This is a genomic window from Bacillus sp. XB1, from assembly GCF_053557995.1.
In genome coordinates, this window is the sequence record NZ_JBNRIL010000005.1 from 16,964 (window position 1) to 29,504 (window position 12,541).

Annotated in this window: 9 protein-coding genes, 1 pseudogene and 1 riboswitch; of the genes and pseudogenes, 8 read left to right on the forward strand and 2 right to left on the reverse strand. The window is 36.2% G+C overall.

Features of this window, described 5'->3' with window-relative positions:
- Positions 1-6: 6 nt before the first annotated feature.
- The 5 genes from pcrA (at position 7) to pruA (ending at position 8,061) form a co-directional block, all read left to right on the forward strand.
- Complete coding sequence (gene pcrA, locus ACK1U5_RS24230; protein WP_002100669.1) at positions 7-2,256, forward strand: DNA helicase PcrA; 2,250 nt, start codon at positions 7-9, stop codon at positions 2,254-2,256.
- A 15-nt stretch (positions 2,257-2,271) separates the two neighbouring features.
- Positions 2,272-4,281 (forward strand): NAD-dependent DNA ligase LigA, encoded by a 2,010-nt coding sequence (gene ligA / locus ACK1U5_RS24235; protein WP_061140000.1) that lies wholly within the window; start codon positions 2,272-2,274, stop codon positions 4,279-4,281.
- A gap of 16 nt (positions 4,282-4,297) precedes the next feature.
- Positions 4,298-5,494, forward strand: coding sequence for a CamS family sex pheromone protein (locus tag ACK1U5_RS24240; protein WP_000717034.1), 1,197 nt, complete (start codon positions 4,298-4,300; stop codon positions 5,492-5,494).
- A 96-nt stretch (positions 5,495-5,590) separates the two neighbouring features.
- Positions 5,591-6,361: a TSUP family transporter gene (locus tag ACK1U5_RS24245; RefSeq protein ID WP_000391975.1), complete on the forward strand. Its 771-nt coding sequence runs from the start codon at positions 5,591-5,593 to the stop codon at positions 6,359-6,361.
- 152 nt (positions 6,362-6,513) lie between these two features.
- Complete coding sequence (gene pruA / locus ACK1U5_RS24250; protein WP_000259555.1) at positions 6,514-8,061, forward strand: L-glutamate gamma-semialdehyde dehydrogenase; 1,548 nt, start codon at positions 6,514-6,516, stop codon at positions 8,059-8,061.
- A 250-nt stretch (positions 8,062-8,311) separates the two neighbouring features.
- On the opposite strand, the pseudogene ACK1U5_RS24255 reads toward pruA, so the two are convergent.
- Positions 8,312-8,876: pseudogene (locus ACK1U5_RS24255) on the reverse strand (cysteine hydrolase family protein).
- Between the two features lie 242 nt (positions 8,877-9,118).
- A riboswitch (SAM riboswitch) is annotated at positions 9,119-9,224 on the forward strand.
- Positions 9,225-9,347: 123 nt separating this feature from the next.
- Between ACK1U5_RS24255 and ACK1U5_RS24260 the strand changes: the two are divergent.
- From ACK1U5_RS24260 to ACK1U5_RS24270, 3 genes are read left to right on the forward strand one after another with little or no spacing between them, the layout of a single operon-like run.
- Positions 9,348-10,367 carry a methionine ABC transporter ATP-binding protein gene (locus ACK1U5_RS24260; protein ID WP_000622969.1) on the forward strand — a complete coding sequence of 340 codons (1,020 nt, stop codon included), beginning with the start codon at positions 9,348-9,350 and terminating at the stop codon, positions 10,365-10,367.
- On the forward strand, positions 10,357-11,022 hold the full coding sequence (locus ACK1U5_RS24265) for a methionine ABC transporter permease (RefSeq protein ID WP_001261865.1): 666 nt from the start codon (positions 10,357-10,359) through the stop codon (positions 11,020-11,022). The genes ACK1U5_RS24260 and ACK1U5_RS24265 overlap by 11 nt, the downstream gene beginning before the upstream one ends.
- Positions 11,023-11,043: 21 nt before the next feature.
- Positions 11,044-11,898, forward strand: a complete 855-nt coding sequence (locus ACK1U5_RS24270; RefSeq protein WP_069604761.1) for a MetQ/NlpA family ABC transporter substrate-binding protein — start codon at positions 11,044-11,046, stop codon at positions 11,896-11,898.
- 164 nt (positions 11,899-12,062) lie between these two features.
- Here ACK1U5_RS24270 and ACK1U5_RS24275 read toward each other — a convergent pair whose 3' ends face one another.
- The gene (locus tag ACK1U5_RS24275) at positions 12,063-12,530 is read right to left on the reverse strand and encodes an HXXEE domain-containing protein (RefSeq protein WP_001986283.1); all 468 of its coding nucleotides are present in this window, start codon (positions 12,528-12,530) and stop codon (positions 12,063-12,065) included.
- Positions 12,531-12,541 lie beyond the last annotated feature (11 nt).

Genomic DNA, 12,541 nt, shown 5'->3' on the forward strand with positions numbered 1-12,541 from the left:
GCGTATATGAGTATGACAGATAAGTTATTAAACGGTTTAAATCCACAGCAACAAAAAGCAGTACAAACAACGAATGGACCACTTCTATTAATGGCAGGTGCAGGTAGTGGTAAGACACGTGTGTTAACACATCGTATTGCGTATTTACTTGGTGAAAAAGGTGTAGCACCATGGAATGTACTAGCTATTACCTTCACAAATAAAGCAGCTCGTGAAATGCGTGAGCGTATTGATACACTTGTGGGACCAGAAGCAGAAGATATTTGGATTTCGACGTTTCACTCTATGTGTGTACGTATTTTACGACGCGATATCGATCGTATTGGTATTAATCGTAACTTTACAATCTTAGATTCAGGTGATCAGCTAACTGTAGTCAAAAAAATTATGAAAGAGCGCAATGTTGATCCGAAGAAATTTGAGCCGCGCTCTATTTTAGCGGGTATTAGTAATGCGAAAAATGAACTGTTATCTGCGGATAAATATGCAAAAAAAATTACAATGGCTGATCCATATGAAAAATTAACGAGCGATGTATATACAGAGTATCAAAAGCGTCTTTTGAAAAATAATTCATTAGACTTTGATGATTTAATTATGACGACGATTCAGCTATTTGAACGTGTTCCAGAAGTATTAGAGTTTTATCAGCGTAAGTTCCAATATATTCATGTTGATGAGTATCAAGATACGAATAAAGCGCAATATCTTCTTGTTAAACATTTGGCAGCGCGTTTTAAAAATCTTTGCGTTGTGGGTGACTCTGACCAGTCTATTTATCGCTGGCGTGGTGCAGATATTTCTAACATTTTGTCATTTGAAAAAGACTATGAGAATGCACAAGTAATTCTGTTAGAACAAAACTATCGTTCGTCACAAAATATTTTAAATGCAGCGAATGCTGTTATTGAAAAAAATACGAATCGTAAGCCGAAGAAATTATGGACAGACAATCAAGTTGGAAGTAAAATCTCGTATTATCGTGCTGCAACTGAAAAGGACGAAGCGTATTTTGTTGCAAAAAAAATTCGTGACGATATTCAAATGGGGAAACGAAAATATACTGATTTTGCAGTGCTATATCGTACGAATGCTCAGTCTCGTATGGTCGAGGAGATTTTCCTTAAATCCAACATTCCATATAAAATTGTCGGGGGTACGAAGTTCTACGATCGTAAAGAGATTAAAGATATTTTGGCGTACTTACGTTTAATCGGTAATCCAGATGATGAAATTAGTTTTGCACGTATTATAAATGTGCCAAAGCGTGGCATTGGTGCGACTTCTATCGATAAAATTATTAATTACGGTGTGCAAAATGGAATTTCATTAACTGCTGTATTTGATGAGATTGAGCATGTTGGAGTAAGTGCAAAAATTACAAAGGCAGTAAAAGAATTCGCGAATTTATTAAATAACTGGGTAAATATGCAAGAGTATTTATCTGTTACAGAATTAGTAGAAGAAGTTATTGAAAAAACAGGCTATCGCGATATGTTGAAAAATGAACGTTCTTTAGAAGCGGAAGGTCGTTTAGAAAACTTAGACGAGTTCTTATCTGTTACGCAAACATTTGAATCTCAAAGCGAAGATAAGAGCCTTGTTGCATTCTTAACAGATTTAGCACTTGTTGCTGATATTGATCGTGTAGATGAAGACCCAACTGCTGGTGAAGAAGTTATTTTAATGACGATGCACTCGGCGAAAGGATTAGAGTTCCCGGTTGTCTTTATTGTTGGCTTAGAGGAAGGGATATTCCCTCATACTCGTTCTCTTATGGAAGAGGATGAAATGCAAGAAGAACGTCGTCTTGCTTATGTAGGTATTACTCGTGCAGAAGAAGAGCTATATTTATCTAACGCGCAAATGCGTACATTATTTGGTAGAACAAGTATGAACGCTGCGTCTCGATTTATTACAGAAATCCCGACAGAACTAGTGGAATCATTAAATGAAACAGCGCCGAAGCGTGAAACATCGTTTGGTACAAAAGGCAGAACGGCAAGTAGCGGCAAAACGACAATCACAACAGCAACACGCTCTCGTTCAGCTTTCGCGCGCCCTGCAGCTAAGACGACAGGCGGCGAACAAATTGGCTGGGCAGTAGGAGATAAAGCTTCCCACCAAAAATGGGGAGTCGGTACAGTTGTAAGTGTAAAAGGTGAAGGTGATGCAAAAGAATTAGATATTGCGTTCCCAAGCCCAATTGGTGTTAAACGTTTGTTAGCAAAATTTGCGCCTGTGACGAAACAATAGGAAAGGAATGAGGATATGTCAAAAGAGATAGTAAAAAAACGTATAGAAGAATTACGTGACTTGTTAAATACATTTAACTATCAATATCACGTATTAGACAATCCTTCTGTTTCTGATGCGGAATATGACCGTAATATGCAGGAGCTTATAAAATTAGAAGCAGAGAACAAAGAGTTTATGAGTGAAGATTCTCCCTCCGTTCGCGTTGGGGGGACTGTTCTTGATATATTTGAAAAAGTAACACATAAGTCACCAATGTTAAGTTTAGGAAATGCATTTAACGAAGGAGATTTACGTGATTTCGACAGAAGAGTACGTCAAGGAATTGATGGTGCGAATGTAAGATATATATGTGAATTAAAAATTGACGGGCTTGCCGTTTCGCTTCATTATGAAAAAGGACGCTTCATTCAAGGGGCGACACGTGGTGATGGTGTAACAGGTGAAGATATTACTCAAAATTTAAAAACGATTAAAGCTATCCCACTTCGTTTAAATGAAGAAGTAACGTTAGAAGCAAGAGGCGAAGCTTATATGCCGAAGCGTTCATTCGTTAAACTAAATGAAGAAAAAGAGCAAAATGGAGAAGATGTATTTGCGAATCCGCGTAATGCAGCAGCAGGTTCAATACGTCAACTTGATCCGAAAATTGCAGCGAAGCGTAACTTATCTATGTTTGTGTATGGTCTTGCGAATGTAGAAGAAAAAACAATTTCATCACATAGTGAATCGCTGGATTTCTTAGGTGAACTCGGATTTAAGACAAATCCAAATCGCCGTACATGTGAAACAATTGAAGAAGTTATAGCTTATGTAGAAGAATGGCAAGAAAAACGTCCGCATCTTGATTATGAGATTGATGGAATCGTTATAAAAGTAGATGATGTTGCTCTTCAAGAAAGTCTAGGAACTACAGCGAAGAGTCCAAGATGGGCGATTGCTTATAAATTCCCAGCTGAAGAAGTTGTAACGAGATTAACAGGCATTGAATTAAGTGTTGGCCGAACAGGGGTTGTAACACCGACTGCAGAACTAGAGCCAGTGAGAGTTGCTGGTACGATTGTTCGTCGTGCTTCTTTACATAACGAAGATTTAATTCGTGAAAAAGACATTCGAATTGGTGACTACGTTGTTGTGAAGAAGGCTGGAGATATTATTCCTGAAGTTGTGAACGTTATTTTTGATAAGCGTACTGGTGAGGAAGAAGAATACCGCATGCCAACTCATTGTCCAGCATGTGAGAGTGAACTTGTTCGTTTAGAAGAAGAAGTAGCACTTCGTTGTATAAATCCAACTTGTCCTGCTCAAATTCGAGAGGGATTAATCCATTTCGTTTCAAGAAATGCGATGAATATTGATGGACTTGGAGAACGTGTCATTACACAACTCTTTGATGCAGATTATATTCGTACATTTGCTGATTTATATGCATTGACGAAAGAGCAATTATTACAGTTAGAACGTTTTGGTGAAAAATCAGCAACAAACTTAATACAAGCAATTGAAAATTCTAAAGAAAACTCGTTAGAGCGATTATTATTTGGTCTTGGAATTCGCCACGTTGGAGCGAAAGCAGCACGTACATTTGCAGAGCACTTTGAAACGATGGATGAGCTTGTAAAAGCAACGGAAGAAGAACTAAAAGCAATTAATGAAATTGGCGAAAAAATGGCTCAATCTGTTGTGACATATTTTGATAATGAAGATGTATTAGAGTTATTACAGCAGTTTAAAGAGTATGGCGTAAATATGACATACAAAGGTATAAAAATTGCAGATTTACAAAATGTTGAATCTTACTTCGCAGGAAAAACGGTTGTTTTAACAGGTAAGCTAGAAGTTATGGGACGAAGTGAAGCGAAGAAGAAGATTGAGGCATTAGGTGGAAAAGTAACAGGAAGTGTTAGTAAGAGTACGGATTTAGTTGTTGCAGGTGAAGCAGCTGGTTCGAAATTAGCACAAGCGGAGAAACATAATGTTGAGGTTTGGAATGAAGAGAGGTTCTTACAAGAGCTAAATAAGTAAGAGGTGCAAACTTACCATGAAAAAAATAGCATTAGCGGTATTAAGCCTTGGCCTACTTGTAAGTGGGTGTAGTGCAGGTGCCGACAAAGATGAAAAAGTGGCTGGGAAATCGGGGAAAGCAAAAGAACAATCAGTTGTTCCAAAATACGCTATTTCGGATGAATATTATAAGACGACTATTCCATTTGATGGTGGAAAGGCACGTGGTTTAGTGGTGCAAGGGTTAAATAGTCGCCTTGATATAGATGAATTTGAAACAGGATTAATGCGAATTGCAAAAGAATCATTTAGTACGAAAGATAATTTTTTAAAAGGCGGAAAAGCTCTAGATACTCAAACTATACAGATGCTTGTTAAAAGAAAACGTACAGATGCTGAACAAAAGGAACTAGAGGAAAAATTAAAAAAAGATGCAGTTAAATTTCCTAATATAGGATTAAATCCTGCATTAGGAACAGGATCCGAATCACTAGAAGTGAAAAATAAAAAAAATCCAATATATATTTCAAATATTTTAGAGCATGATTATTATGTGAAAAAAGGCGATAACGGCGAGGAACGTGTTGGTATGGTAGTTGGATTAGCGATGAATTCTGTTCAATATTTTAACGAAGAGCATGGTTACCCACGTGAAGCTGCAATCCCAGATGAAAAGATGTTAGCTGAAGGGAAAAAAATGGCGCAAGAAATTTTGAAAGTCATACATCAAAAAGAACCTGAAACAAAAAATATTCCGATAACATTTGCGATTTATCGCCAAGCTCCAAAGTCTTCGCTCGTGCCAGGTAATTTTGTTTCTTATGCAAATGTCGAAAAAGGTAGTGAAACGGTTGAAGATTGGAAACAAATTAATGAAAAATATTATTTGTTCCCATCAGAGCAAGCGAAAACAGATAATAAACGTGAAGATCTTGCAAGAGTATCCAACTTTAAGGCAAAACTAAGCGATTATTTCCAAGGCGACTATACAGCTGTTATTGGTACTGGTATGTATAGAGATGATGAATTAAGAGAAATGAAGCTTGATATTCCTGTCCAGTTTAATGGAAAAGCGGAAATAGTTGGTTTTACACAATATGTGGCAGGGCTTGTTATGGAATACTTCCCGAATTATATGAAAGTACAAGTAACGATTAAATCTGTAGAACGCCCAGAAGCTATTATTATACGTGAAGCAAAACAAGATGAACCACTTGTGAAAATTTTAGATTAAATATGAAGGCTGTTCCTCTATGGAACAGCTTTTTTCCTTATGTAATTTTGTTATAATTTAAAATGTTGTAAAAAATAGGGGTAAGGGGTAAAGCTCATGGAAGAATTAAGTTTTCAAGTCATTATTTTATTAATTGCATTCGGTTTTTTAGCAGCTTTTATTGATTCCGTTGTTGGAGGAGGAGGGTTAATTTCGCTTCCTGCACTTATGTTTGTTGGCCTATCGCCAGCTTCGGCAATTGCAACGAATAAATTAGCGGCAACAATGGGGACGTTTACGAGTGCGATGTATTTCATTCGATCAGGAAAAGTTGATTTTAAAATTGTAGGAAAGTTAATCCCGTTAACTATTGTTGGAGCTGTTGCAGGTGCTTTAGTAGTAAAATTTATTCCATCGGATATTTTACGCCCATTAGTACTTGTAATGTTGGTATTTATTGCTATTTATATTATTGCAAAAAAGAATTGGGGAAGTGTGTCTACCTATAAGAAGATGACGCAAAGAAAAACATTAATATTTTTCTTTGCTATTTTAATGATAGGATTTTATGATGGGTTTTTTGGACCAGGGACAGGATCGTTTTTAATTTTTGCATTTTTATTAATTGGCTTGGATTTTATTCAAGCGGCAGCATCTGGAAAACTTTTGAACTTTGTTAGTAATATTGTATCTTTAATTACTTTTTTATTCTTAGACATAATTCATTTTGAATACGGTATTATCATGGGGTTATCAATGATCTTAGGTGCTTATTTTGGATCGAAGTTTGCGGTTCAAAAAGGTGTTGGATATGTAAGGACTTTATTTTTATTAGTTACTATATTATTGATTGGGAAAAATGTTTTGGAATATACTCATATTTTGTAGATTCATACGCATGTATGAATCTCTTTTTTTATTATATTTTAAAAATTTATTAATTTTTAAAATATAAGTCTAGGAATATTTGAATAAATCTAAATTATCGTGTAGAATAATGTTGTAAAATGTAAACGTTTTTCTAAGGGGAGGCTAAAAAAATGGTAGTAGCATACAAACATGAGCCATTTACAGATTTTTCAGTGGAGGCTAACAAATTAGCGTTTGAAGAAGGTTTAAAGAAAGTAGAATCTTATCTTGGACAAGACTATCCATTAATTATCGGGGGAGAAAAAATCACTACAGAAGACAAAATTGTTTCTGTAAACCCTGCAAATAAAGAGGAACTTGTTGGTCGTGTTTCAAAAGCAAGCCGTGAGTTAGCTGAAAAAGCAATGCAAGTAGCGGATGAAACATTCCAAACTTGGAGAAAATCAAAGCCAGAAATGCGTGCAGACATTTTATTCCGTGCTGCAGCAATCGTTCGTCGCAGAAAACATGAATTCTCTGCTATTCTTGTAAAAGAAGCAGGTAAGCCATGGAATGAGGCAGATGCTGATACAGCAGAAGCAATCGACTTTATGGAATATTATGGTCGTCAAATGTTAAAATTAAAAGACGGTATTCCAGTAGAAAGCCGTCCAATTGAATATAATCGTTTCTCTTACATTCCATTAGGAGTAGGTGTTATCATTTCTCCTTGGAACTTCCCATTCGCAATTATGGCAGGTATGACAACAGCTGCTTTAGTTTCTGGTAACACAGTATTACTAAAACCAGCTAGTACAACTCCTGTAGTAGCAGCGAAATTTATGGAAGTATTAGAAGAAGCTGGCTTACCAGCTGGCGTAGTAAACTTCGTTCCAGGTAACGGTTCTGAAGTTGGTGACTACTTAGTAGATCATCCTCGTACACGTTTCGTAAGCTTCACGGGATCTCGTGATGTAGGTATCCGCATCTATGAGCGTGCAGCGAAAGTAAACCCAGGACAAATTTGGTTAAAACGCGTTATCGCTGAAATGGGCGGTAAAGACACAATCGTTGTTGATAAAGAAGCAGATCTTGAATTAGCAGCTAAGTCTATCGTTGCATCAGCATTCGGATTCTCAGGACAAAAATGTTCTGCATGTTCTCGTGCAGTAATCCATGAAGATGTATACGATCACGTATTAAATCGTGCTGTTGAATTAACAAAAGAATTAACAGTTGCTAACCCAGCAGTATTAGGTACAAACATGGGTCCTGTTAATGACCAAGCTGCATTTGATAAAGTAATGAGCTATGTTGCAATTGGTAAAGAAGAAGGTAGAATCTTAGCAGGTGGCGAAGGAGACGATTCTAAAGGCTGGTTCATCCAACCAACAATCGTTGCTGACGTTGCAGAAGATGCTCGCTTAATGAAAGAAGAAATCTTCGGACCAGTAGTAGCATTCTGTAAAGCGAAAGACTTCGATCATGCACTTGCAATTGCAAACAATACGGAATACGGTTTAACAGGTGCTGTTATTACTAACAACCGTGACCATATTGAAAAAGCACGCGAAGACTTCCACGTTGGTAACTTATACTTCAACCGTGGATGTACTGGTGCAATCGTAGGTTACCAACCATTCGGTGGCTTTAACATGTCTGGTACAGACTCTAAAGCTGGTGGACCTGATTACTTAGCACTTCACATGCAAGCAAAAACTACTTCTGAAACTTTATAAGAAATAGTAGAGGAGCTCTTCACAGAATGTGAAGAGCTCCTTTTAAAATTGAACCCCCATATATTACCGTCGTTCGAAGAGAATGAGCTAAAACCTATTAATAGCGGGATAAACATGTAAACAGAAATAAAATAATGAGAAAAGTTGACTTATTAGTCATATTTTTTAGTATTCATTTTGAGAATTTCCTGTATAATACAATTTGAAAGAAAATCTATGGTTCGACAAGGAACACTCCTTTCGGTTTTGCTCACTGAAAGGAGTGTTTTTTATGTAGCTAAAAATTCTTGCGTGCTTATTACATTTGCATATACGCCATTTAAACTAGCTAAAATTGTATTGTGAATATAAACAGCTGGTATAGTAGCGTTCTTAAAAGAAAGGTCTTTTGTAGCACAAGCGTCATGTATAACGGTACATTGAAAGCCAAAATCGAATGCAGCCCTTACTGTTGCATCGATACACATATGAGTCATCATCCCGCATACAACGACATGTTCAATATTAAAACGTTTTAATTGCTCTAGAAGATTAGTTTCTCGGAAGCTATTTGGATAATGTTTGACTATAACTGTTTCTTCTCTAAGTGGACGTACGCTTTCGTGAATATGTACACCTTCTGTATTAGGTAGGAAAAAAGTAGCGTCATCTTTTATAGCTACGTGTTGGATATGAAAAATAGGTTCGCTGTTTGTTCTAAAGTATTGTAATAACTGATTAGCATATTCGCTTGCTTCTACTGGATTACGCAATTCCATCTTTCCATTTGGAAAATAATCGTTTTGAATATCGACGAGTAAAAGAGCTGTTTTCATATATTTATCTGCCTCCGAGTTTCATATTCAAATAAATTTATTCAATTCGTGGAGAGGATTCTCCTGTTTAAAAATATGAGGAAGAAGAATTTTAAATAACCTTGAAAGTTACTATTTTCTCATGAATTTTCATCTGAAAATTTTAATAAATGAATAATTAATATTTTTCTAAAAAATGTATTGACTCTTATTATTCTGAGTTCTATAATGAGAATTAATTAAATGACAATTAAATCGATACATTCTTATCCAGAGAGGTGGAGGGACTGGCCCTACGATACCTCAGCAACGGGTTTTTTAATACCGTGCTAACTCCAGCAAGCCATATAAAGGCTTGGAAGATGAGAAGATGTGAATGAGTACATATAAGTGCTCTCCTTCTTATCTTTATGGTTGATAAGAAGGAGAGCACTTTTTATTTTACCTCGAAAGCTCTACTTCAAGTTTTTACAGCATATAGGAGGGGGAAAAATGATTTCTTTTAACAACGTAAGTAAAGTGTATGAATCAGCTGGGCAATCTGTTCATGCGGTGGAGGATGTAACATTATCAGTTGAGAAAGGCGAAATTTTTGGCATTATCGGTTTTAGTGGCGCTGGAAAGAGTACGTTATTACGCTTAGTAAATATGTTAGAGAGACCGACGGCAGGAACGATTTCAATAGATGATAAAGACATTACATCATTATCGACGAAAGAATTACGTAAACTGAGACAAAGAATTGGAATGATTTTTCAAAGTTTTAATTTATTTAATTCAAGAACAGTATTTGGAAATATTGCTTATCCATTAAAGTTAGCGAAAGTACCAAAGAATGAGATAAAAGAAAGAGTAAATGAACTGCTGAAGTTTGTAGGGTTAGAAGATAAAGCAAACTATTATCCAGAGCAGCTATCAGGTGGGCAAAAGCAGCGTGTGGGCATTGCTAGAGCACTTGCGACATCGCCAGATATTCTTATATGTGATGAGGCAACATCAGCTTTAGATCCAGAAACGACGACAGAAATTCTAAACTTATTAAAGAAAGTAAATCGAGAATACAATTTAACAATTCTTCTTATTACACATGAAATGCATGTTGTGAAAGAAATTTGTCACCGTGTAGCTGTAATGGAGAAGGGGAAAGTTATTGAAGAAGGAAAACTGTTTGATGTTTTCACGCAACCAAAAACAAAGACGACTCAAAACTTTGTACGTTCTGTCATTAATGATCATTTACCGGAAAGTGTTCTAGCGAAAATTCAAAATGGTGGTCAAATTTATCGTCTAACATTTACTGGTGAGGAGACAGGACAACCGGTACTATCATATATCGCAAAAAACTATAACGTCGATGTAAATGTACTGTACGGAAATATTATTGAACTTCAAAATGTGCTATTTGGAAATCTTCTTGTAGAGTTGCAAGGTGAGCAGAGGGAAATTCAAAAAGCATTACAACATCTAAGACTGCAAGTGCAGCTGAAGGAGGTAGAAGCTCATGCGAGTTGATTGGAGTATATTTTGGCCGCGCATACTAGATGCGACGGGGGATACCCTCTTAATGGTAATTGTAACCCTTATATTCGCCACAATTCTGGGTATACCTCTAGGTTTACTTTTATATGTAACGAGAAAAGGAAACTTTTTAGAAAATAAATGGGTCTTTTCTATTCTTAACATCATAATTAATACAATTCGCCCGGTACCATTCATTATCTTTTTAGTAGCCTTAAGTCCACTAACAAGAAGTGTTATCGGAACGACGATTGGAACAGCAGCGGCAATTTTCCCGATGACGTTAGTCGCATCAATTGGTATTGCTAGAATGGTTGAAACAAACCTTGTTTCCGTTCCGAAAGGAGTAATTGAAGCAGCGCAAGCAATGGGCGCCTCGCCAATTAGAATTGTTTTTGAAATCCTTGTACCAGAAGCGTTAGCACCATTAATCTTAGGTGTCACATTTATGACAGTTGGTTTAATTGAATTTTCTGCAGTTGCTGGGCTTGTCGGTGGTGGCGGTCTTGGTGACTTGGCAATGACATATGGTTATCAACGTTTTGATACATCAGTTATGTTCGTAACGGTCGTGTTACTTATCATTCTCGTACAGATAGCTCAAAATTTAGGAAACTACTTTGCGAAAGTCTTGTTACGCAGATCATAAAAAGGAAGAGAGGAAAAGAAAATGAAGAAAATTTTAGCATTTGCATTATCAGCAATTGTAGGAGTCTCAGCATTAAGCGGCTGCTCAAGTGGAGACACGGGTGCAGGAGCGAAAGAAAAAGTAGTTCGCGTCGGTGTAACTGGAACGGATGGAGACGCTTGGGAAATTTTGAAGAAAAAAGCTGAAAAAGAAGGGATTAAGATTAAACTGGTGGAGTTCTCTGATTACACAACGCCAAATAAAGCGTTAGCTGATGGAGATATTGAATTAAACTCATTCCAGCATATTGCTTTCTTAGAGCAATTTAAAAAAGAGCATAAGTTAGATATTACAGCTGTTGGTACAACGCAAATTGCGCCAATGGGTTTATACTCTGAAAAATATAAGAAAGCAAATGAAATCCCAGATGGTTCAGAAATTGCAATTCCAAACGATCCAACGAATCAAGCACGTGCATTAAAACTTCTTGATGCAGCTGGATTATTAAAGCTTAAAAAAGACTTTGGTCTATTTGGAGATCCAAGTGGTATTGCTGAAAATCCGAAGAAATTAAAAATTACACCGGTTATCGCACAGCAAACACCTCGTGTGTTAAAAGATGTTGCAGCATCAGTTATTAATAACGGTGTTGCTGGTCAAGCTGGATTAGATCCAGCGAAGGATCCTATTTTCTTAGAAGATCCAAACAATGAAAATGCGAAGCCATATATTAATATTTTTGCAGGTCGTACGAAGGATAAAGATGATCCAACATTAAAAAAAGTAATTGAACTATATCATTCAAAAGAAGTAACAGATGCAATTAAGAAAGAAACAAATGATGGTTCCATTTCAGTAGATCTTTCACTTGATGAGCTTGAAAAAATCGTAAAATAATCATTGGGTTTAATGGACTAACAGAAGGAACCCCTCCGCTGTTAGTTCGTTCAACATATAAACTTAACAAACAAACCCTAATTCTGTACCTTCCAATTTTGTATAACGTAGAATCCAATGTTTGTTAAGTAGAGTAATGGACCAGGAGTTTTCCTGGTCTTTTTTTATGAATGAAAATAGCTAGCGAACAGTAAGGTGATCCAAATTATAATGGGATAAGAAAATAAGCTGAAAAGGAGTGTAATTACGAATTGCTTTGGATGAATTAAGTGTTTTTTTGATAAAAAAAAGAAAATAGAAAAGAGAGTAATGAAAAATGCTGATATTACGCCGGGGTTATAAGAGCGATAAATGAAAAACAAAATAATATGTTGAACAGAGTTGAAGAAGATGGCCCCTTGTATAAAAATAATCCAGCATATAGAAGACAAGAAGTTAAGTTGATATAGAAAGACGATAAGTAATACAAAGATTGTTAATACGGAAATGGCGATGAAAAATTGTTGGCTAGTTATAAGACGGATTGAAAATTGATTAGCAAGGTATTGTGGCATTTGGAAAGCTTCTTCAAGGTTATGAATGAAAAATAATAAGGGAATGATCCAGAATATAGTAGTGGAATGTTTTTTCATCAATTTACATC

Coding starts and splice junctions, on each gene's coding strand:
- pcrA (WP_002100669.1), top strand. CDS start 7: ATGAGTATGACAGATAAGTTATTAAACGGTTTAAATCCACAGCAACAA.
- ligA (WP_061140000.1), top strand. CDS start 2,272: ATGTCAAAAGAGATAGTAAAAAAACGTATAGAAGAATTACGTGACTTG.
- ACK1U5_RS24240 (WP_000717034.1), top strand. CDS start 4,298: ATGAAAAAAATAGCATTAGCGGTATTAAGCCTTGGCCTACTTGTAAGT.
- ACK1U5_RS24245 (WP_000391975.1), top strand. CDS start 5,591: ATGGAAGAATTAAGTTTTCAAGTCATTATTTTATTAATTGCATTCGGT.
- pruA (WP_000259555.1), top strand. CDS start 6,514: ATGGTAGTAGCATACAAACATGAGCCATTTACAGATTTTTCAGTGGAG.
- ACK1U5_RS24260 (WP_000622969.1), top strand. CDS start 9,348: ATGATTTCTTTTAACAACGTAAGTAAAGTGTATGAATCAGCTGGGCAA.
- ACK1U5_RS24265 (WP_001261865.1), top strand. CDS start 10,357: ATGCGAGTTGATTGGAGTATATTTTGGCCGCGCATACTAGATGCGACG.
- ACK1U5_RS24270 (WP_069604761.1), top strand. CDS start 11,044: ATGAAGAAAATTTTAGCATTTGCATTATCAGCAATTGTAGGAGTCTCA.
- ACK1U5_RS24275 (WP_001986283.1), bottom strand. CDS start 12,530: ATGAAAAAACATTCCACTACTATATTCTGGATCATTCCCTTATTATTT.